The sequence below is a fragment of the Pelagicoccus sp. SDUM812005 genome (assembly GCF_031127875.1).
Classification (GTDB): Bacteria; Verrucomicrobiota; Verrucomicrobiia; order Opitutales; family Opitutaceae; genus Pelagicoccus.
In genome coordinates, this window is sequence record NZ_JARXIA010000006.1 from 47,946 (window position 1) to 67,021 (window position 19,076).

The following is a 19,076-nucleotide window of genomic DNA, read 5'->3' on the forward strand; positions in this document are numbered from 1 at the left end:
TACAGCTTGCTTTGAGGGCGGGGACCCTAGGTAATTTAGTATAGCACTATGGAAATTGGCTCTCATGTAAATGGCGTGCGGAGCGTCGGAGGAACTTATGCTGCTCAATTCATGAGGCAGCTGGGTGAGGCGACGGCTGCCGCGAAAATGAATGGCGAAAAGCTCCGGCCGAGCGAATTCGAAATAGCTATTCCGGGAACGGAGGCGGCGGCTCGGGCTAGCTTGAGTGGTCCGCGTTTCGAGGACTTAGGTGCAGAACACCCGCTTAGTATACTCGCGCAATTCGATGCGAATCAGGATGGGAAGATTAACTTCCGCGAGAATATGCAGATGGCGTTCGCCTTCTCCAACCCGGTCGACATTGGAAATGGCGGCTCTGTAGGTGAATCGGGGATACGCTTTAGAAGCTCCGAGGATCTCGAAGAATTGGAGGAGTATCTAGGGTCCGTTTTCGATGGAGTGTTTTCGAAGGAAGATTCGGAAGCCTTGTTTGCTCGACTGGACAAAGACAAGGATGGTGTGATTTCGGAAGTCGAGATGGAAGAGGCTCTCGAGGAGATTGAGAGTCAGACCCAGCTACGAATCGAGTCCCAGTTGGAAAGGGAGCGAGTAGCCTCGAGCGCTCAAGCGGAGGTCTTGTCTAACGATTCCGAGCTGAGGACTGCAGGTAGCGAGATTTCGTTTGGGCCAGAATTAGGGATGTGGGCTCCGTTTGTTGAATGTATCCGGTGAAGGAATACGTATGATTCAGAATGTTCAAGGGACTTATTCCGGCCAATTTACAAAGCAGTTGCTTGAGGCTCGTAGGGAGTCGGTAGGAAAAGGAGTTGTCTTCGATCCGATGGCGTTCAGCTCATTACTTCCTGCGGAAGAGGGTGAGGCAGGAGCGAAGCCAGTCGAGGCGGGATCCGGAGCCGGAGGGGGCTACGCTATGGATTTTTTGGGAGATGAGGGAGTTCTTTCCCAGTTTCGTAGTTTCGATAGGAATAGAGACGGGCGCTACGGTTTCGATGAGCACTTGCGCAGCTTAGAAGCGGCGAGGGAATCAGAGGGCCTGAATACATCGAGTGGAATTTCGCTCGACGACTTCGGAGAGTTCGTAGCGAATGAGCTAGAATTCGATTTCTCGAAGGAGATGCTCGAAATCGTGTTCGAGAAGTTCGATCTCGATGGAAATGGGGTCTTGGATCCGAAGGAGCTTGAGTCCGCCATCGAGCACTTGGTCGAGCAGGCCGAGCGTAAGGAAGAAAAGAAAACCGAATTGAAGAAGGATCTCAGGCGAGAGGTTTTGGTGGATTCGGGTCGCTTCTTGCGAAGCGACCGGCCGCTAGCGAGGGAAACGTGAAGGGGGGCTCCGAGTTGGAACGCTCCAGCGCGGCCGGGCGAACACGCCGAGACGGATAGCCTTGGAAGCGGCCTTGGCCGCCTCTTTTGTTAGAGACTGAAGTGTACGGTTTCGCCGGCGGCGCGGTGGTTTGAGTAGAAGTGGGTGCCGTCGTGGGCGAGGGCTCGGGCTGGGAAGGGGATGAGGGCGAGGTCTTCGTAGGCGCCGGTTGTAGTGTCGATGCGGCCGAGGTAGTAGGCGCCGTGTTCCTCTTCGGCGGTGTTGGCGAGGTATATGAAGTTGCCGACGATGACTTGGCCGCAGATGCCGCGGGGGGCGTCGTAGGTTTTGGTGACGCCACCGTTGGGAGAGAGGGCGAGCACTTTTTGCTTGTACCATTGGCTGACGTGGAGGCTGTGGCCGTCCCAACCGAGTTGGGAGCCGGTGTCGTCGGGGCAGGGCAGTTTGAACACGGTATCGAAGCCGTGTCCGGGCATGAGGCGGCGGATATTACGGAAATCTTCTTCGGTCTCGCCGCAGAGCACGCGGAGCTCTTCGCCGATGGATACCATGCCGAAGGGGGTGCCGGGGGCGGCTATCTCGTATTTCACGGACCAGTCGCTTGTATCGATCTGGTAGATACGTTTGCTGGCGAGGGAGCCGAGCCAGAGGGTTTCGCCGTCCCAGGCGAGGGATTGCGGCAGGTCGGCGGGAGCTGGGTGGCGGGCGAGTTCGGTGATGGTTTTCATGAGTGGCTTTGGGTTGTTACTGAGGTTTGGAAAGGGCGAGTGTTTGGGAGCAGGCGTCGACGCAGGCTTGGATGGCGCGTTCGTGGTAGCGGGCTCCGAGGCAGATGAGGCTGTGGGGAAGGCGGCATTGGAACCCGTCCCAGGCGATGATTTCGCCGCGTGCGATCTCGTCGCGCACGATAGCTTCTCCGATGAGGGAGAGGGCGGTGCCGCTTTTGACGAAGCGTAGGCAGGTGCCTTCTTCGTCGATGGTGTAGCGTCGCTCGATATCGAGCTCGTGGGCTTTGACGATGCGGTCCATGAGCTGGTAGTAGCTGCAGTCGGGGGTCTTGAAGACCCAGGGCAGCTTTTGCAGGTCGGACCAGCGGGTGGTTTGCAGGGCGTCCTTGAAATCTGGAGACGCGATGACGAGGATGGCGTTTTCCTGGAACTGGGAGCTGATGATCTTGGGGGAGTCGATCTCGCCTTCGTAGAAGCCGATATCGATGTCGCCTTCGAGAATGCCTTTCTTGATATAGCCGGAGGAGCTGTGGAGGAACTCGAGCTGCAGCTTGGGGCAGCTTTCCTGCAGGCGTTGGGCGATGGTGTCGAGGGGGAGCTCGCCGGAGCCGGTGTTGACGCCGATGGTGAGTTTTCCGGAAGGGCTGGACTGGAGGTCGCGGGCGAGGTTGTTGAGGGCGGCGGTTTCCTTGAGGATGGCGTAGACGCGGGCAAGGAGGGCCTCGCCGTCGGGTGTGATTTGCATGCCGCGGGCGCTGCGCTCGAAGAGGGCGATGCCGAGCTCGTCTTCGAGGGCCTTGATGTGGGCACTGACGGAGGGCTGGCTGGAGAAGAGGCGCATGGCGGCCCGGGCGAGGGTGCCTTCTTCGGCGACGGCTACGAAGGATCTGAGTTGGTAGAGTTCCATGCTAGGGAATGCTGGGCGTATCGAGCGGGCTGTGTACCTCTCCTTTTTGCGGCGTGGTGGCGGCGTCGGCGAGGTTTTGTTGCGCGGTGCGAAGCGTTTTTGGCGGCGTCGGGCGGGAGCTGGGGATTGTGACGATGGTGCCGTGCAGGAAGAGCTTCATGCCTGGGCGGCCGCCCTCGTGCGGAAACGCGGTGAAATCAGGCAGGGAACGGTGGAGGGCGGCGAACAGGCGAAGCAGTTTCCGGACGATGGGGAGGTGGCGGACTGGATTGTTTTTCATGGTTCGATTATGGCAGGGGGGCGGCGGTTTGGGTAGACGGGCTTTCCGATGGGGGAGTTCGGAATCTCTGAGGGCTGGCCCTGTGGGGGGCTTGGCTAAAGCTGCGTAAATTCTCGCTTTCCATGAAACGGAGCGGCCTCCGCTGGGTCGGTAGGGTGCGTGAGGGATTCATACTTTAAAGGTTTCGCCGTGTCTGGACGGCGTGATGGGGGCAGGGGCGCTTGGCTGCTGCGTGGGGGGCTTTTTGCAGCCTTGCTGCTGTTTTTGCCGGGCTGCGTGTACTTGCGTCTGCTCGACGTGAAGGGGCAGTTGAAGGAGGTGGACCGCTATTTCGCGGCAGAGCGGACCGAGGCTGGAATGGAGCTGGTCTTTAAGGATCCGACCTTGAGGGACGGCGACTTGAAGCGGCTCGGCGTGGTGCCGTTGAGTTCGGAAACGACGGAGTCGGGGGAGGTTTGGCAGGTGGAGATGCGCAAGCGCTTGCCGGGCGATCGGGAGCCCGATCCTGAGCACGACGTGTGGACGGAGCTGCGCTTCGAGGAGAGCTTGCTGGTGTCGGTGTTGATTCCGGACGCGTATCTGGAGTGTTTTCCGCCGGACCTTATCTTGGCGACGATGCGGGCCTTGGGGGAGTCGCGGGTTTTCAAGCTGAAGAAGTCCGTGGAAGCGCGATCGCAGGAGTCATTTGGCGAGGAGTTGGCAGCGGCTTCCTACGAGCAGTTGCTGGAGACTTTCGGACCGCCGTACGAGGTCGAGCGCAGCGAAGGGGAGATGGTATTGACCTACAGCTACGAAAAGCGGGAGCCGGAGGGCATCGCTGAGGAGCGGCGTTCGGATCGCACCTACGAGATCCGCTACGTGCTCGACGGGCAGGGGGATCGCCTCCTGGCGGCGGGAACGCGATCGATTTCGGTGCTCTACGCGGAGCGTTGAGGGCTTGCTGGGGTGGGGGCGTTGTTGGCCTTTTGCAGGACGAGCGAGAACGCGGTTTGCAGCAAGAGGGTGGCGCCGAGAAAGACTGTGCCCCAGTGGATTTCGGTTTTCATGAGGTGGTCGCTTTCGATGGCGAAGACGACGAGGGCGAGGCCGAAGACATCCAGCATGCTCCACCGCTGGGCGCGATTGATCCAGCGCGGGTGTCCGCGGGTTTTCCAGGCGTAGCATTGCGCGCCGAAGACGAGGATGGGGGCGGCGACTAGGAAGAGGGCGGAAAGGGCGGAGCTGACCCATGCTCCTTGTATCCACAGGGCCGGTACGAGGGATAAGATGCTGTATTCCCTGTTTTTGAGGAGCCAGTCCTCGATGCGCAGGAAGGGCAAGCTGAGGGCGGCGATCAGGGCGATGCCGGAAAGGGCGAGCAGGAAGCCGCCGTTTCGTCCAGAAGGAGCGGGCGGCGGCGGGAGCTCTCTGTGGAGGCGGGCAGCGATGAGCTCGCCGGTGCCCATGCTGACGAGGATTGCGGCGATGAATAGGGTAAGGCCGATCTCGGGCTTGGCTCCGACGAAGAATTGCTTCGAAGCGAGAGAGAGGATTATGGATACGAGGAAGACGTCCAACATGGACCACTTGCCGAGGCGTTCCACGCGCTCGAGCCACTTTTGACGGCGCGGACCGGCGCCGTCGGCGGAGATGATCCAGAAGAGGATTCCGAGTTTAGCGAAGGGGAATAGTATGGAGAATCCAACTACCAGCAGGCTGAGCACGTAGAGGCCCTTGCTCCAAAGGAGGCTGACGGAATGCAGGAGGGTGTAGAGTTCGTTGTCCAGGCCCTTGCGCAGCTTCATGAAGGGGTAGGCCAAGGCCGCGACGTTGCAGATCAGGGAAAGGCACAGGAGGCACGCAGGCAGGAGCTGTTTTGAGAAGGGATTGGAAAACGAAGGCATGGCGGCTGGTAGGGTTCCTTTAGATAGAGCGAGCTCTGGATCGCAAGCAAGATAGGATAGGAACTCTATTGGATTACTAAGCGAGGGGTTGCCTGCGAGTCGCTTGGCGTGCGATGTTGTTGACCTTATGAATCGAATACCCTGCTTCGTCCGCTTGCTTGCCCTTCCGTTTTTAGTTTTCGCCTTCGCCGTTAGTGCGGAAGAAGGACGCGACTTCAAGATACCGGAGACGAACGAGGGGCTGCCGGGGGAGGGAGTGATTCGTCGCTACGAGTGGTTCCAGAAGCTGTGGGAGGGGCGCCGTTCGGCTTGGGCAAAGGCGGCGGAAACGGATCGCGGAGCGGTCGTCTTCTTGGGGGATTCGATCACGCAAGGATGGGGAGGCGCCTTGGGAGCCTCCTTTCCGGGCATGAAGGTGGCGAACCGCGGTATCAGCGGCGACACTACGCGTGGGGTCTTGATCCGTCTACAGGAGGACGTGCTTTCGCTCGATCCGGCTGGGATCGTGCTCTTGATCGGTACCAACGACTTGGACGAAGCGGGTACGCCCGAAATGATCGCGGGCAACCTGAAGCTGATTTTGGAAGCGATCGCTGCCCATGATCCGGAGGTGCCGGTGCTGCTTTGCGAAGTGTTTCCTAGTCACGATTCCAAGAACCGTCCAACGGAGAAGATCCAGAAGGTGAATGAACTCTACCGCGACTTGGTGAAGGGGAACGAGCAGGTGCTGGTGGTGGATACCTTCGAGCTATTCGACGACGGAAGCGGCGATGCGATTCCGGCCTTGTTTCCCGATCTTTTGCATTTGAACGAGGCTGGCTACGCGAAGTGGGCTGCGGCTTTGCGACCGATTTTGGAGGGACTGGAGCTGCTTCCGGTAGAGGAGGACTTCGTTTTGGAGGACGGGTTCGAGTATCTGTTCAACGGATACGATCTGACGGGGTGGGGCTATGAAGTGACTTCCCCGAAGCATATCGAAGCGGGGGCGCGTTGGCGCCAGCGTGATCCGAAGGGGGCGGCGGAATGGCCGGTCGTGACCCAGCCGCAGTCCTTCGACGGATTGAAGGAGTCGCCGGACGGGCGCTTCGCGGCGGTCAATGGCCGCTTGTTGGTGCGCATCCCGTCGGCTTACCGCTCGATCCAGCAGCTGCATACCACGCGTCAGTTTCCCAAGGATTTCGTTTTGAGGCTCGAATTCAGGGCGTCGCCGTTTGCCGATAGCGGCGTATACATACGCGGGCCGCAGCTGCAGTGTCGCGACTATGCGTTGGCGGGGCCTTACGAGGACTTGGAGAACTATGTGCCACAAGGCTGGAATACCTTGGAGATCACGGTGAGGGGCGGCAAGGCCCGTTGCCTGTGCAACGGTGAGGTCTTGGAAGAGGGTATGGAGGTTCCGGATACGGGATCTATCGGTGTGGAAGGCGACCGCGGCCAGATGGAGTATCGCCGGATCCGCATCAAGGAGCTGTAGGCGGCGGGGCTTGGCTCTTTAGGAATTGGTTAATGGGAGGAGTGGAGCCTCTTTATCCTCCGGATACCTGAGCTCTAGCTCAGCTGCATTCTCTTCCGAGCGCTTCGATGATCCAGTTGTTCAGGCTCTTGTTTTCTTTCTTCGATCGAATGTAGATGCTCCGGTGAAGGTTCGGATCCAGTCGAAGGGTTAGCTTTCCTGAAAAGGGCTTGTCGGGTTCTTCTCCACGCTCGGCGCAAAAGTCGAGGTAGTCGTCGATCGAAAGCTGAAACTCTCTCTTTAGGCCTTCGACCGTGTCGGCCTGAAAGGTGACAACGTCTCTCATGTTGATGACTTCACCATGGAAGATCTCGGCTTCCTCGTCGAAATGAACTGCTCCTACGTATCCTTTGTATTCCATGATCTTTACACTCCTGCAGCTTCCAGAAACCGTCTGACTGACTTGACCGCTCCCCCGTCCGTTTCCTTTTGAGGGTGAGGGCGGTGAAATACCGCTCTGACCCCGTTTAGGTAGACGCGAACGCGAGAGCCGCTCCCTTGCTTTCTTCAGGGTAGTCGTTGCCTTCGATTCATGTTAATTTGGTGGCTAAAAGCGCTACTATGTCAAAGTTCTTGATTCTGTTGCGGCGTATTGTCGCCCGGGCAAAAGGGGGTTGGTGGACTTTGCTGCTAAGGGTGGGGCGTGGAGTCTTTTGAGGAGGGAGCTTGTGGGAGGCGGGCTTTGATGAGGACGGGGAAGTGGTCGGAGAGGTGGCGGGCGTCGATGAGGTCGCTATGGGTGGCGTAGGTGGTGACTTGGGTTTGCGGATCGGTGAAGATGTAGTCGATGCGTTGGCTGGGGATTTGGTGGGGATCGAAGGCGTTGAAGGTGGCTTCGGGACCGAAGGGCAGGGTTTGGGCATGGAGACGGGAGTCGCGGAGGCGCTGGGATAGGAGCTGGATGGGAGGCGCTTCGGGGGTGGCGTTGAGGTCGCCCATGAGAAAGTAGGATTCGCCGGGGGCGACGCGTTCTTGGATGCGGGCGAGGATGAGCTTGGCCCCGTTGAGGCGGGCTTCGGGTACTTCGTGGTCGAAGTGTGTATTGAAAACCCAATACGTGGATCCGGATTGGCGGTCGCGGAAGTGTCCGTAGGTGCAGATGCGGCGGTAGTGGGCTCCCCAGCCGTAGGAGGGGAGGTCGGGCGTGGGGGAAAGCCAGAAGGTGTCGGAGGCGATCAGTTCCGTTTTTTCGGGTTGGTAGTAGAGGGCGCTGAACTCGCCTTGGCGTTTGCCGTCGTCGCGGCCGACGCCGATGTACCGGTAGCCGGGAAGGCTTGCTTGGAGAGCGTCGACTTGGTGGGGCAGGCCTTCTTGGATGCCGAGGATGTCGGGGGCGAGGCTGGCGATTTGGGCGGCGAGCTGTTGCTTGCGGTTGTCCCAGCGGTTGGGGCCGTCGCTTGGGAGGTCGAGGCGGATATTGTAGCTCATGAGGCTGAGCTCGGTGGCCCCGCTGCTGGCGAGGGCGGCTAGGGCGATGAGAAGGCCGGCGATGCGTTTCATAGGTTTCTTGGAGCGGGGTGGGGTGCGAGTGGTGAGGGAGTTTTGGTTCGTTTTGGGTCGGGGTCAAATGGCTTCGGCTGGGGCGTTCCTTGGTAGAAGTGGCGGGTTGTGTTTTTGGGGGGAGGGCCCTAGGGATTTGGGGATGAGCGATATCGTTGTGCTGGGGAGTTTGAATGCGGATTTGGTGGTGTCTGTCGATCGGGCTCCCGCGGCAGGCGAGACGGTGCCGGGAAGGAGCTTCGCGGTCTTCAATGGCGGCAAGGGCGCGAACCAGGCGTTTGCCGCGGCGAGAATGGGCGGCGAGGTGGCGATGCTGGGGCGGGTGGGCGACGACGCCTATGGGCGAGGTTTGCTGGGGAGCTTGGAGTCGGTGGGCGTGGCGGTGGAGGGCGTTCGTTGTATCGAGGGAGTCACTACGGGAGTGGCTTCGATTACGGTGGAGGCGGGCGGGGAGAATCGGATCGTAGTGGTGCCGGGAGCGAATGGCGCTTATTGCCCGGTGGAGCTGGAGCGGGATGCCGCTTTTTTCAAGGGGGCGAAGTTGGCGCTTTTTCAGTTGGAGACGCCGCTTGAGACGGTGGTCGGAGGTTTGCAGCTGGCTCGCGAAAGGGGCTGTATCACGATTTTGGATCCAGCTCCGGCGCGGGAATTGGGCGAGGAGGCCCTGTCGCTCGTGGACTACCTGACGCCGAATTTGAGCGAGTTGGCTTTGCTGTCGCAGCGGGAGCTAGGGGAGGAGTCGAGCGCGGCGGAAATCGTGGCGGCGGCGAAGTCGCTGCTGGATTACGGGGTGGGCAAGGTCCTGGCGAAGCTGGGCGAGCGGGGAGCGATCTTGGTGAGCCGGCAGGGAGTGGAGCGGGTATATGCGGTGAGCGTGCGTGCGGTGGATTCGACGGGGGCTGGGGATTGTTTCAACGGCGCCTTCGCGGCGGCGCTTTCGCGTGGGGTGGCACCATTGGAGGCGGCTCGTTTCGCCTGCATGGCGGCTTCGATTTCGGTGTCTCGAGCCGGGGCCCAGGACAGTTTTCCCAGCGTGGAGGAGGTTCTGAAGGGGGCTTGAGGGAGCCGCCCTTGCCTGCGGGAACGAACGTTCCGCGGCTCGCTCAATAGTAAAAGCGAAACGGGAATTGCTTCTGGGGACGGGGCGGGCAGCATTTTAGGGAGCGTTTTTCCTGCGCTGCTCCTGTTTACCCCCCACTCGCTATGCACCTTTCGTTGAATCGATTCCTCACTTGCTGTTCTTGCGTTTTGTTCGCCGGCCTTGCGTTGACGACTGCCTTTGCCGAAAAAACCTTTAGCGACGGGCAGGAGGCCCTGGAGGCTGAAGTGTCGCTGCCGAAGCTTACCGTGCAGGGAAATCGCTTCGTGGATCCGGACGGGAATACGGTGGTGCTGCGCGGGGTGGCGACGGTGGATCCGGCGGAGTTGGACAAGCGCGGAGCGTGGGACCGGTCCTATTTCGAGGCGGCGGCCTCGTGGAATGCGAACGTAGTGCGGATCGCCATACATCCGCTTTGGTGGCGGGAGCGTGGGCAGGATTGGTATTTGCAGGCTTTGGACGACGCGGTGCGCTGGAGCGGCGAGCTGGGCATGTACGTGATCATCGATTGGCATACGATCGGCAATCCGTTGACGGAGGTATTTCACCGGGACATCTACGAGACCTCGCGGGGCGAGACCTTTCGGTTTTGGTATACGGTTGCCCAGCGTTACGCGGGCAACAGTACGGTGGCCTGCTACGAGCTTTGGAACGAGCCGACCAATCGCGGCGGCATGATGGGGCGCTTGCCTTGGTCCGAATACAAGGCGTATATCGAGGAGTTGATTTATATGCTTCGGGCCATCGACGAGAGCTGCATTCCTTTGGTGGCTGGCTTTAATTGGGGCTATGACTTGTCGGTGGCGAAGGACGATCCGATCGACTTTCCAGGAGTCGCCTATGTGTCGCATCCGTATCCTCAGAAGCGGCCGGCGCCGTGGATTGCGGACTGGGAGCGGGATTGGGGTTTCATGGCGGAAAAGTATCCGATGGTGTGCACGGAGTTCGGCTTCATGTCGGAGGACGGGCCGGGGGCTCATATTCCGGTGATCGGAGACGAGGTGTATGGGGAAGCCTTGATCTCCTATTTCGAGGAGCGGGGCATTTCCTGGACGGCTTGGGTGTTCGACGACCGTTGGTCGCCGCAGCTGTATCAGGACGCGGACTACACGCCCACGCGTCAGGGAGCCTTCTTCAAAAAGAAGCTGGAAGCGCTGAATCCGTGAGGGACGTTTCTGCGAACGGGAGCCAGCTGGGCTAGCTTCCGTAGGCGGCGTAGAGGAAGGTCAGGATGGCGAGCGCGAGTAAGGACCGTTCGCTTCGGTAGGTGGCTTTTCGTGCCGCGAGTGGGAGTAGCAGGGTGGCGATAGCGATCGCCCCTACCGAGATGAGAGTGACGTTCATAAGGTCGCGACCAGCGTGACGGCTGGTTAATGGGAAAAGGTTTCTGAGTGAGTACTGGCGCGGCGTGAGTTTCTGCCGTAGGTGGTGGGGTCAGCTTTCGACGGTGCTGGTGCGAGCTTTCTCTTTTTTGACGCGTTTGGCTTCTTTCTTTTCCTTGGCCGTCATTTGCGGTGCCTTGCGGCCTTCTCTCTTGGTGTCTTTTGTCTTTGGCATGGCGTTTCGTTGGTAAGGTAAATTGTAGTTGTTTTAAGGGTACCTTTTTGGATGGGCCTTATTTCGAGTTTTTCCCTTCGTGGAAGGCTTTTGCTGTCTTTTTGGCTAGCGTCACGGTGCGGGTATGGAGCGTTCTGAGCATGCTGCTTAGGCGTCCTTCGGGTGCTGTTTCGTCCCGGGCGTGTGAACTGGGCGGGTTTTCGTTGGGAGTGGCTTCGACTTGCTTCGAGTCGTCTTTCGTTTCGTGGCTTTGCATGGATAGGTGTGGTCATCGCTACTTTATACCGATGAGGCGATTGGCGGTATGGGGCGAAACCCGCCTTTGGGCACGCGGCAGCGGGGGCTCAGTCCAAGCGTTGCACGCGCACGTCGCTAAAGAGCTGGTCGTTGGCTGGCGGGTTGCTGAAGAAGGAGCCTTGGACGGGGTTGACGCTTTCGGCTACGACTGCGTGGGCGACGGGGATGTAGGCGTTGTCGCAGAAGATCCCGTGGGTGGGGTCCAGCCCCCGCCATCCGGCTCCGGGGAGGAAGACTTCTGCCCAAGCGTGCATGTCGCCGGCTTGCTGGGCGTTGAGGGTGGGGTCGAAGAGGTAGCCGCTGACGAAGCGGGCGGCGATGCCTAGGGTACGGGCGCACTCGATGAAGAGGGCGGCGAAGTCGCGGCAGGAGCCGGTTCCGAGCGATAGGGTTGTGGTGGCGGATTGGATACCGATGTCGTCCCGTCTTTGGTAGGCGATGCTTTGCTGGATGACGCGATTGAGTTCGAAGAGGGCGGTTACGGTCTCTTGCGGCCGTTTGGGGAAGCGTTGCTGGAGCCAGTGATTGAGGGCTTGGCGAACTGGGGGCTCGGGCGGCTTGAGGTAGATGCCTAGGTTGAATTTGTGGAGAGGCTCGTACTGGAAGGGGAAGCGGGTGGCGTAGTCGCGGACGAGGAAGTCGAAGGGGCCGAGGTCGGAGGTAGTGACTTGGCAGTGGGCGTGGATGTCGAGGACGTCGGAGGTGGTTTCGAAGTGGGCGCTGGCGGGGAGGTTGTCGAAGTCGTCGCGCATCCAGTCGACGCGGGCGGCGGGCTGGAAGTCCATGCGGAAGGCGTTCACCGACTGGAGCGGATTTTCGCGGGGGCGGAGGTAGAGCAGGTGCGGGTTGAGTTGGACGGGCCGGTTGTATTGGTAGCGGGTGCGGTGGGAAATCTTCAGTCTCATGGTTGGTTGGATGCCTTTAGCGATTTGCGGTCGTTTCCTGGATGCTGCTCTCGATCACGCCGGTCGCGATGGCGTGGCGGGTGAGTCCGGCGGTGTCGTGGATATCCAGTTTGTTCATCAGTTGCTGGCGGTGTTTTTCGATGGTTTTGATGCTGATGCCGAGTTCGGCGGCCATTTGCTTGTTGGCGAGTCCTTCGGCGACGAGCTGCAGGACTTCGGCTTCTCTTTTGGTGAGAGTGGGGGCGGGGTTGGGATGCGGGGCGCCGGCGAGGCGGGCCTTTTCCTTGGCGTGGCGGAGGCGCTTGGCGACGCTCGGGCTGAAGTAGGGCTTTCCGGCGGCGACTTCCTTGATGGCGTGGACGAGCACCTCGCCGGAGTTTTGCTTTGCCAAGTAGCCTGCGGCTCCGATTTCGAGCATGCGCCTGATGTACTCGTCGTCGCTATGGGCGGAGAGGACGAGCACTTTGACTTGGGGGGTGGAAAGGAGGATTTGCCGGGTGGCCTCGAATCCGTTGAGGCCGGACATTGCGATGTCCATGACGATGACGTCGGGCTGCATCTGGCAGGCCATGCGCACGGCTTCCCGGCCGTTGGACGCTTCGCCTACCACGGCGAATTCTTCGCTAAGTTCGAGCAGGGTTCGTAGGCCTTCGCGTACGATGCCGTGGTCTTCCGCCAGGAGTACGGTGATCTTCTTCATGGCTTTCCAGAGGCGGGGAGTGCGGCTAGGACGGTGGTGCCGGCAGCGGCTGAGGAGCGTATGGAAAAGGTTCCACCGAGCATCTCGACCCGTTCTCGCATGCCTAGGATACCGAGGCGCTTGTGTGTCGTTGATTTTAGGATACGGGTGGCGTCGAAGCCTTTGCCGTCGTCTTGGATCTCCAGGCGTATCAGTTGGGAGCGTTTCTGGATTTTAACGCTGGCGTTCTGGGCGTGGGAGTGGCGGATGACGTTAGTGAGGGCTTCTTGGGCGACGCGGTAGAGGGCGGTGCACTGTTCGTTGCCGAGCAGGTCGGTTTTGCCGATGGCTTTGAAGTGGAAGCTGATGGGGGTGTGTTCCGAGAGGGAGGCGATGTAGGAGCGAAGGGTGGGGACGAGGCCGAGGTCGTCCAGCAGGGAGGGGCGCAGGCGGAGGGCGTAGCGATGCACGGCTGCGACGGATTGCTCGACGAGCTTTTGGGTGTGGTCGATGCGTTCGCCAATGTCGTCGCTGCCTACTTCGATGACTTTCTTGAGGGCGGACAGGCGCACGTTGATGCCGGCCAGGACCTGGGCGATTTCGTCGTGCAGGTCGCGACTGATCTCCTTGCGTTCCTGTTCTTGGGAGAGGAGGAACTGGTGGGTTAGCTGCCGGACCTGTTCCTTTTGCCGCTCGGCTTGCTCCACCAGTTTGTTTCGCCGTTTGCCTTCCGCGAGCGAGTGGCTGGCAAGTTTTTTGTCCACTTGCCTCAGTTGGTTGCGGGCGGCGCTGTGGGCTCGCTCGAGGGGGGCGATGGCTTCGACGTAGAAGAGGGCGGCGGGTGAGATTTGGGGGCGCTCCGGTTGCGGAAGGGGCGGGCAGGAGTGGATTCGCTTGAGGGCTTGGTCGTGGATGTGGGCGAGGTCGATGGCGTTGAGGTCCAGCTCGATGGCGTTTTTGCCCAGCTTGCGGGCGGACAGGGACTTGCCGTTGGTTCGCCCTTTTCTCGTCAAGTGGCGGCGCAAGGCCTCCTCGTAGGCTAGACTGAACTGTTTTCCCCTGTTTCCCCCCATAATGCTGCGTTTGCTCCGATCCCGTGCGGGGCCGCGTTCAGGCCTGCTCCTGTTGAGCATGCCTGTCCGAGCAAACTAGGGCCGGGCGGGGAGAGAAGCGAGCAAAGAGTCTTGGGGTGTTGCCCGCGCTGGGGGGGGGAGGCGGGGCCTTCTTGGGGCGTGGACCTAGGGCGAGACGATTTGGCGGAGGAAGGAGAGCAGGTAGTCGTTGCGGGTGGCGTTTTGCTCCTGTCGGGTGGTGAGCATGGCGGAGCCTTCGACGAGGCACTGCAGGGCGAAGAAGCGTTTGTTGATTTCCTCCTCGCTTACGGTGGTGCCGGACTTGCGGGCGATGAGGGTGATCCACTTGGTGAACTCTTCGCGGTAGAGGGTATCGGCCCGGGCGAGGGCGGCTTGGATATCGGGGTCGCGGGTGGCTTCGGCGCACATTTCGATGAAGAGGACGGGGTTCATTTTCGTGCTGCCGTCCTTGCCCCACTCTTGTATGAGCTCGAGGAGCTTGCTGATGTAGTCTTCGACGGTGTCGGAGTCTTCGGTGAGGGTGTGGCGTTCCGAGAGCTGGCGCTCGATGATGGCGAGGATAATGGCGCTCTTGCTCTTGAAGTAGCGGTAGGCGAGGCCTTGGCTGATGCCGGCGGTTTCGGCGACGCGGGCCATGCTGGCGGCGTGGAAGCCGTGCTGGATGAAGCAGGATTGGGCGGCGTCGAGGATGCGGTTGCGCTGGGCCTCGGCGCGTTCGGGGGAGCGGGGACTTTCTTTGTCGGAGGATTTCATGACTCTTCCATCCAGCCGCCGCCCAAGGCTTTGTACAAAGCGATGCGGTTGCTTTGTTCGCTGAGCAGGGACTGTATGAGGGATTGGCGGGCACTGTATAGGGTCCTTTGAGCGTCGAGCAAGGTCAGATAGCTGTCGCGTCCGGCCCGGTAGCGCAGCTCGGAGAGGCTTTGGGTTTCGTCGGCGGCTTCCACGAAGGCTTCGATGGCTTGGCGGCGTTGGGCGAGGGTGGAGCTGAGGGCGAGGGCGTCGGCGACTTCCTTGAAGCTGCTTTGGATGGCTTTTTCGTAGCTGGCGAGGGCGATGTCCTGGTCGGCCCGGGCGGCGTCGCGGTTGGCGCGCAGCTTGCCGGCTTGGAAGATGGGCACGGTGACTTGGGGAAGGAAGCTCCAGACGCCGGTGTTGTCGCCGAAGAGGTCGGAGAGTTCTCCGCTGGCGCTGCCGACGGTTCCGGTGAGGGTGATGCGCGGGAAGAAGGCGGCGCGGGCGGCGGCCAGGTTGGCGTTGGCGGCGGCGAGCTGGTGTTCCTTTTGCTGGAGGTCGGGCCGGCGGAAGAGGGTTTCCGAGGGAATGCCGGCGGGAAGGGCGGCGAGGCCGCTGACTTCGAGGTCGAAGCGATCCGGCAGGTATTCTTCGGAGAGCTGGCTTCCTACCAGCAGCTCGAGGGCGGAGCGGCTCTGTACGGCTTGGCCGCGGTAGTAGGCGAGCTCGGCCTGGGCGCTGGCGAGCAGGGTACGCACTTGGCTGAGCTCCAGGTTGGAAACGCTGCCCAGCTCGTTGCCGCGCTGGGAGATCTCGAATTGTTCCTGGTAGCTTTGCAGGGTGGACTCGGCGATGCGCTGGAGCTCCAGGTTGGCGGAGTGGGTCAAGTAGGCGTTGGCGACTTCGGCGACCAGGCTAATCTGCACGCTGCGTTGGGCTTGCTCGGTGGCGAGGTACTGCTGCAAGGCGGCGCCGCTGAGGTTCTTGACGCGTCCGAAGAGGTCGATCTCGTATTGGGCGAGCCCGAGGTTGGCCTGGTAGGTTTCGACTTCGGCGACGGCGTCTCCACCGCTGCGGGTGAGGCTGGCGCTGGCGTTGACGGAGGGAATGCGATCCGATTTCTGGATACGGTAGGTGGCTCGGGCTCGTTCGACGTTTAGGGCGGCGATGCGCAGGTCTCGGTTGTGGGCGAGGGCTTGCTCGACGAGGCTTTCGAGTTTCGGATCGGTGAGGAAATTGCGCCAGCCGATTTCGGACGCGTACGGCGCGCCGAAGGCGTTTTCAGCCGGGTCGGCTGGCGTTGAGTATGTTGTGCCGGTAGACCAGTTTTCGCTGAGCTGAACGTCGGGCTCAGGAAGCTCGGTCTGAAGCGAGGCGCAGCCGGCGAGGCTGATGGCTGCAGCGAAGGCAGGAACTGTGATTTTAAAGTTACGCATGGCTCTGGTGTCCTTTCTTGCGGATGAAGAGGCGTTCGATGACGAAGAAGAAGAGCGGGACGAAGAAGATCCCGAGGAAGGTGCCGACTAGCATGCCGCCGAGGACTCCGGTACCGATGGCTTGCTGGGCTCCGGAGCCGGCCCCGCTGGCGATGGCGAGCGGAACGACGCCGAGGCCGAAGGCGAGCGAGGTCATGAGGATTGGCCGCAAGCGATCCTTAACGGCGTGCAAGGTCGCATCCAAAAGATGCATACCGTTCTCGAGGTTGATCTTGGCGAATTCGACGATGAGGATGGCGTTCTTGCTGGTGAGGCCGACGGTGGTGAGCATGGCGACTTGGAAGTAGACGTCGCGCTCGAAGCCGCGGGCCATGTTTGCCAGTACGGCGCCCACGATGCCGAGCGGGGCGGCGAGCAGGACGGCGGTCGGGATGGACCAGCTTTCGTAGAGGGCGGCGAGGGCGAGGAAGACCATGAGCAAGGAAAGGGCGTAGAGGAGGGTGGTCTGGTTGCCCGCTTGGCGCTCCTGGTAGGAGGAGGCGGTCCACTCGATGCCAAAGCCTTCCGGCAGCTGTTGCACGAGCTTTTCTATTTCCAGCATGGCGTCGCCGGAGCTGGTGCCGAGGGCACCTTCGCCTTGTATTTGTACGGCTGATACGCCGTTGTATCGTTCGAGGCGAGGGGAACCGTAGTCCCACTCGGTGGTACCGAAGGCGGAGAAGGGGACCATCTCGCCTTGATTGTTGGGCACGGACCACTTTTCGAAGTCTTCCGGTTGCATGCGGAAAGCCGCTTCGGACTGGACGTAGACGCGCTTGACGCGGCCGCGGTCGATGAAGTCGTCGATGTAGAGGCCGCCCCAGGCCACGCCGAGGGTGGTGTTGATGTCGCGGATGGAAAGCCCGAGGGAGGTGGCTTTGGCGTTGTCGATCAGGACCTTGAGCTGGGGGGCGTCTTCCATGCCGTTGGGGCGGACGCGGGTGAGCTTCGGGTTTTGGGCGGCGAGGCCGAGCAGTTGGTTGCGGGCGGCGATGAGGGCCTGGTGCCCTTGGCTGCCGTTGTCCTTCAGGTAGAAGGTGAAGCCTGCGGAGTTGCCCAGTTCGGTGATGGGCGGCGGGGCGAAGGCGTAGATGGTGGCGCCTTCGATCTTGCTGAAGGCGGCGTTGGCGCGATTGGCGAGGGCTTGGGCGCTTTGTTCCGGATCGGGGCGTTCGCTCCAGTCGGTCATGCTGATGAAGGCCATGCCGTTGGACTGTCCCGAGCCGGCGAAGCTGAAGCCCTGTACGGTGAACGCGTCGGCGATGACGCCGGCTTCTTCGTTGAGGAGGTAGTCTTCGACTTGCTCGATGACTTCGAGGGTGTGCTCCTTCGTGGCACCGACGGGGCCGATGATTTGGGCGTAGATGGAGCCTTGGTCTTCGTTGGGCAGGAAGCCGGTCGGCAGCTTGCTAAAGAGCAGGACCATGAGCCCGACGATGACGAGGAAGGCTGCGAAGAAGCTTTTGCGGTAGCCGATGATGCCTTTGACGGCGCCTTGGTAGCGGGTGTTGGCGCGATCGAAGGTCCGGTTGAACCAGCCGAAGAATCCTGTATCCTTAATGTGGTGACCTTTTTCGATCGGCTTCAGCATGGTGGCGCAGAGGGCCGGGGTGAAGACGATGGCCACGATGACCGAGAGGGCCATGGCGGATACGATGGTAATGGAGAACTGCTGGTAGATAACGCCGGTGGCGCCGCCTAGGAAAGCCATGGGCACGAAGACGGCGGAGAGCACGACGCCGATGCCGACGAGGGCTCCGGTGATTTGGTCCATGGATTTGCGGGCGGCTTCCTTGGGACTGAGCCCTTCCTCGCTCATGAGGCGCTCCACGTTTTCCACGACCACGATGGCGTCGTCCACGAGCAGACCGATGGCGAGCACCATGGCGAACATGGTAAGCATGTTTATGGAAAATCCGAATACAGCGAGAACGCCGAAGGTTCCCAGCAAGACGACCGGTATGGCGATGGTGGGGATGAGGGTGGCTCGCCAGTTCTGCAGGAAGAGGAACATGACGATGAAGACGAGGGCAACCGCTTCGAGCAAGGTGTGTACGACGCCTTCGATAGCGACTTCCACGAAGGGGGTGTTGTCGAAGGGGATCTCCGCCTTCAGCCCTTCGGGGAGGAAGGGGGCGATGTCGTCGAGCAGCTCTTTGACCGCGGCGGCGGTTTCCAGGGCGTTGGCTCCGGAAGCGAGGGTGACGGCCATGCCGCCAGCCATTTGCCCGTTGTAGTGGGTTTCCAATCCGTAGATTTCGGAGCCGAGCTCGACCCGGGCGACGTCGCCGAGGCGGAGGATGGAACCGTCGGGTTCGCTGCGGATGACGATGTCGGCGAATTCCTCGGCGGTTTGCAGGCGTCCGCGGGTGTTGATGGTAAAGTTGATCTGCTGTCCTTCGACGGCGGGGGCGCCGCCGACTTGTCCGATGGAAACCTGTTGGTTTTGGGCTTGGACGGCTGCGGTGATTTCCGAGACGGAAAGCTGGTAGGAATGGAGGGTGTTGGGATCGAGCCAAATGCGCATGGCGTATTGCCCGCCGAATACGCGGGTGCCGCCGACGCCGTCGACGCGAGCGATTTGGTCGGCCACGTTGGCCACGAGGTAGTCGGCGATATCCACGCGGCCCATGCTGCCGTCTTCGGAAACGAAGCCGATGACCATGAGGAAGCCTTCGCCCGATTTGGATACGGTGACGCCTTGCTGCTGCACTTGGCTAGGGAGCAGGGCGGTCGCGGCTTGGATCTTGTTTTGCACCTGCACTTGGGCGAGGTCGGGATCGGTGCCGGTTTCGAAGGTGGCGGTGATTTGGGAGGCGCCGGAGGAGTCGCTGGTGGCGGAGAGGTAGATGAGCCCGTCGAGGCCGGTGAGGCTTTGCTCGATGATTTGGGTGACGGAGTCTTCCACGACCTGGGCGGAGGCGCCCGGGTAGACAGCGGAGATGGCGACCGCTGGCGGGGCCACGGTCGGGTAGCGGGAGATGGGGAGCTGCGTCATGCTGAGCGCTCCTGCAATCATGATGGTGAGGGCGATAACCCATGAGAAGATGGGTCGGTCTATGAAAAATCGTGCCATAGC

Annotated in this window: 20 protein-coding genes and 1 pseudogene; 6 read left to right on the forward strand and 15 right to left on the reverse strand. The window is 60.9% G+C overall.

Features of this window, described 5'->3' with window-relative positions; all coding sequences use genetic code 11:
* Positions 1 to 111: 111 nt before the first annotated feature.
* Positions 112 to 732, forward strand: a complete 621-nt coding sequence (locus tag QEH57_RS08840) for a hypothetical protein (protein WP_309006357.1) — start codon at positions 112 to 114, stop codon at positions 730 to 732.
* 10 nt (positions 733 to 742) lie between these two features.
* Positions 743 to 1,345, forward strand: coding sequence for an EF-hand domain-containing protein (locus tag QEH57_RS08845; RefSeq protein WP_309006358.1), 603 nt, complete (start codon positions 743 to 745; stop codon positions 1,343 to 1,345).
* 89 nt (positions 1,346 to 1,434) lie between these two features.
* Here QEH57_RS08845 and QEH57_RS08850 read toward each other — a convergent pair whose 3' ends face one another.
* From QEH57_RS08850 to QEH57_RS08860, 3 genes are read right to left on the reverse strand one after another with little or no spacing between them, the layout of a single operon-like run.
* Positions 1,435 to 2,073, reverse strand: coding sequence for a hypothetical protein (locus QEH57_RS08850; protein ID WP_309006359.1), 639 nt, complete (start codon positions 2,071 to 2,073; stop codon positions 1,435 to 1,437).
* A gap of 16 nt (positions 2,074 to 2,089) precedes the next feature.
* A complete protein-coding gene (locus QEH57_RS08855) occupies positions 2,090 to 2,980 on the reverse strand; it encodes a LysR family transcriptional regulator (RefSeq protein ID WP_309006360.1) in 891 nt (296 codons plus the stop codon).
* A gap of 1 nt (position 2,981) precedes the next feature.
* On the reverse strand, positions 2,982 to 3,260 hold the full coding sequence (locus QEH57_RS08860) for a hypothetical protein (protein ID WP_309006361.1): 279 nt from the start codon (positions 3,258 to 3,260) through the stop codon (positions 2,982 to 2,984).
* Positions 3,261 to 3,512: 252 nt separating this feature from the next.
* Between QEH57_RS08860 and QEH57_RS08865 the strand changes: the two genes are divergently transcribed.
* Positions 3,513 to 4,193 (forward strand): hypothetical protein, encoded by a 681-nt coding sequence (locus tag QEH57_RS08865; RefSeq protein WP_309006362.1) that lies wholly within the window; start codon positions 3,513 to 3,515, stop codon positions 4,191 to 4,193.
* Here the strand turns inward: QEH57_RS08865 and QEH57_RS08870 are convergent.
* Positions 4,178 to 5,143 (reverse strand): paraquat-inducible protein A, encoded by a 966-nt coding sequence (locus QEH57_RS08870; protein ID WP_309006363.1) that lies wholly within the window; start codon positions 5,141 to 5,143, stop codon positions 4,178 to 4,180. The two genes, QEH57_RS08865 and QEH57_RS08870, sit on opposite strands and share 16 nt — an antisense overlap.
* Positions 5,144 to 5,270: 127 nt before the next feature.
* On the opposite strand from QEH57_RS08870, the gene QEH57_RS08875 reads away from it, so the two are divergent.
* On the forward strand, positions 5,271 to 6,617 hold the full coding sequence (locus tag QEH57_RS08875; RefSeq protein WP_309006364.1) for a GDSL-type esterase/lipase family protein: 1,347 nt from the start codon (positions 5,271 to 5,273) through the stop codon (positions 6,615 to 6,617).
* A gap of 79 nt (positions 6,618 to 6,696) precedes the next feature.
* Here QEH57_RS08875 and QEH57_RS08880 read toward each other — a convergent pair whose 3' ends face one another.
* From QEH57_RS08880 to QEH57_RS08885, 3 genes and pseudogenes are all read right to left on the reverse strand, one after another.
* Positions 6,697 to 7,017, reverse strand: coding sequence for a type II toxin-antitoxin system HicB family antitoxin (locus QEH57_RS08880; RefSeq protein WP_309006365.1), 321 nt, complete (start codon positions 7,015 to 7,017; stop codon positions 6,697 to 6,699).
* A gap of 5 nt (positions 7,018 to 7,022) precedes the next feature.
* Positions 7,023 to 7,157 (reverse strand): annotated as a pseudogene (locus QEH57_RS24950) (type II toxin-antitoxin system HicA family toxin); the annotation flags it as partial.
* 129 nt (positions 7,158 to 7,286) lie between these two features.
* Complete coding sequence (locus QEH57_RS08885; RefSeq protein WP_309006366.1) at positions 7,287 to 8,156, reverse strand: endonuclease/exonuclease/phosphatase family protein; 870 nt, start codon at positions 8,154 to 8,156, stop codon at positions 7,287 to 7,289.
* 142 nt (positions 8,157 to 8,298) lie between these two features.
* On the opposite strand from QEH57_RS08885, the gene rbsK reads away from it, so the two are divergent.
* Positions 8,299 to 9,216, forward strand: coding sequence for a ribokinase (rbsK, locus tag QEH57_RS08890; RefSeq protein ID WP_309006367.1), 918 nt, complete (start codon positions 8,299 to 8,301; stop codon positions 9,214 to 9,216).
* Positions 9,217 to 9,422: 206 nt separating this feature from the next.
* On the forward strand, positions 9,423 to 10,421 hold the full coding sequence (locus tag QEH57_RS08895) for a cellulase family glycosylhydrolase (RefSeq protein WP_309006368.1): 999 nt from the start codon (positions 9,423 to 9,425) through the stop codon (positions 10,419 to 10,421).
* A gap of 31 nt (positions 10,422 to 10,452) precedes the next feature.
* Here QEH57_RS08895 and QEH57_RS08900 read toward each other — a convergent pair whose 3' ends face one another.
* The 8 genes from QEH57_RS08900 to QEH57_RS08935 form a co-directional block, all read right to left on the reverse strand.
* Entirely contained in the window at positions 10,453 to 10,599 is a 147-nt protein-coding gene (locus tag QEH57_RS08900; protein ID WP_309006369.1) for a hypothetical protein, read from the reverse strand.
* A gap of 90 nt (positions 10,600 to 10,689) precedes the next feature.
* Positions 10,690 to 10,812 (reverse strand): hypothetical protein, encoded by a 123-nt coding sequence (locus QEH57_RS08905; protein WP_309006370.1) that lies wholly within the window; start codon positions 10,810 to 10,812, stop codon positions 10,690 to 10,692.
* A 344-nt stretch (positions 10,813 to 11,156) separates the two neighbouring features.
* Positions 11,157 to 12,014 carry a transglutaminase family protein gene (locus QEH57_RS08910; RefSeq protein WP_309006371.1) on the reverse strand — a complete coding sequence of 286 codons (858 nt, stop codon included), beginning with the start codon at positions 12,012 to 12,014 and terminating at the stop codon, positions 11,157 to 11,159.
* Between the two features lie 16 nt (positions 12,015 to 12,030).
* Positions 12,031 to 12,714, reverse strand: coding sequence for a response regulator transcription factor (locus QEH57_RS08915; RefSeq protein WP_309006372.1), 684 nt, complete (start codon positions 12,712 to 12,714; stop codon positions 12,031 to 12,033).
* Complete coding sequence (locus QEH57_RS08920; protein ID WP_309006373.1) at positions 12,711 to 13,766, reverse strand: sensor histidine kinase; 1,056 nt, start codon at positions 13,764 to 13,766, stop codon at positions 12,711 to 12,713. The genes QEH57_RS08915 and QEH57_RS08920 overlap by 4 nt, the downstream gene beginning before the upstream one ends.
* Positions 13,767 to 13,931: 165 nt before the next feature.
* Positions 13,932 to 14,540: a helix-turn-helix domain-containing protein gene (locus tag QEH57_RS08925; RefSeq protein WP_309006374.1), complete on the reverse strand. Its 609-nt coding sequence runs from the start codon at positions 14,538 to 14,540 to the stop codon at positions 13,932 to 13,934.
* On the reverse strand, positions 14,537 to 15,958 hold the full coding sequence (locus tag QEH57_RS08930; RefSeq protein WP_309006375.1) for an efflux transporter outer membrane subunit: 1,422 nt from the start codon (positions 15,956 to 15,958) through the stop codon (positions 14,537 to 14,539). The genes QEH57_RS08925 and QEH57_RS08930 overlap by 4 nt, the downstream gene beginning before the upstream one ends.
* On the reverse strand, positions 15,951 to 19,073 hold the full coding sequence (locus tag QEH57_RS08935; protein ID WP_309006376.1) for an efflux RND transporter permease subunit: 3,123 nt from the start codon (positions 19,071 to 19,073) through the stop codon (positions 15,951 to 15,953). Before QEH57_RS08935 ends, QEH57_RS08930 begins: the two co-directional genes overlap by 8 nt.
* Positions 19,074 to 19,076: the final 3 nt, after the last annotated feature.

Coding starts and splice junctions, on each gene's coding strand:
- QEH57_RS08840 (WP_309006357.1), top strand. CDS start 112: ATGAGGCAGCTGGGTGAGGCGACGGCTGCCGCGAAAATGAATGGCGAA.
- QEH57_RS08845 (WP_309006358.1), top strand. CDS start 743: ATGATTCAGAATGTTCAAGGGACTTATTCCGGCCAATTTACAAAGCAG.
- QEH57_RS08850 (WP_309006359.1), bottom strand. CDS start 2,073: ATGAAAACCATCACCGAACTCGCCCGCCACCCAGCTCCCGCCGACCTG.
- QEH57_RS08855 (WP_309006360.1), bottom strand. CDS start 2,980: ATGGAACTCTACCAACTCAGATCCTTCGTAGCCGTCGCCGAAGAAGGC.
- QEH57_RS08860 (WP_309006361.1), bottom strand. CDS start 3,260: ATGAAAAACAATCCAGTCCGCCACCTCCCCATCGTCCGGAAACTGCTT.
- QEH57_RS08870 (WP_309006363.1), bottom strand. CDS start 5,143: ATGCCTTCGTTTTCCAATCCCTTCTCAAAACAGCTCCTGCCTGCGTGC.
- QEH57_RS08875 (WP_309006364.1), top strand. CDS start 5,271: ATGAATCGAATACCCTGCTTCGTCCGCTTGCTTGCCCTTCCGTTTTTA.
- QEH57_RS08880 (WP_309006365.1), bottom strand. CDS start 7,017: ATGGAATACAAAGGATACGTAGGAGCAGTTCATTTCGACGAGGAAGCC.
- QEH57_RS08885 (WP_309006366.1), bottom strand. CDS start 8,156: ATGAAACGCATCGCCGGCCTTCTCATCGCCCTAGCCGCCCTCGCCAGC.
- rbsK (WP_309006367.1), top strand. CDS start 8,299: ATGAGCGATATCGTTGTGCTGGGGAGTTTGAATGCGGATTTGGTGGTG.
- QEH57_RS08900 (WP_309006369.1), bottom strand. CDS start 10,599: ATGAACGTCACTCTCATCTCGGTAGGGGCGATCGCTATCGCCACCCTG.
- QEH57_RS08905 (WP_309006370.1), bottom strand. CDS start 10,812: ATGCCAAAGACAAAAGACACCAAGAGAGAAGGCCGCAAGGCACCGCAA.
- QEH57_RS08910 (WP_309006371.1), bottom strand. CDS start 12,014: ATGAGACTGAAGATTTCCCACCGCACCCGCTACCAATACAACCGGCCC.
- QEH57_RS08915 (WP_309006372.1), bottom strand. CDS start 12,714: ATGAAGAAGATCACCGTACTCCTGGCGGAAGACCACGGCATCGTACGC.
- QEH57_RS08920 (WP_309006373.1), bottom strand. CDS start 13,766: ATGGGGGGAAACAGGGGAAAACAGTTCAGTCTAGCCTACGAGGAGGCC.
- QEH57_RS08925 (WP_309006374.1), bottom strand. CDS start 14,540: ATGAAATCCTCCGACAAAGAAAGTCCCCGCTCCCCCGAACGCGCCGAG.
- QEH57_RS08930 (WP_309006375.1), bottom strand. CDS start 15,958: ATGCGTAACTTTAAAATCACAGTTCCTGCCTTCGCTGCAGCCATCAGC.
- QEH57_RS08935 (WP_309006376.1), bottom strand. CDS start 19,073: ATGGCACGATTTTTCATAGACCGACCCATCTTCTCATGGGTTATCGCC.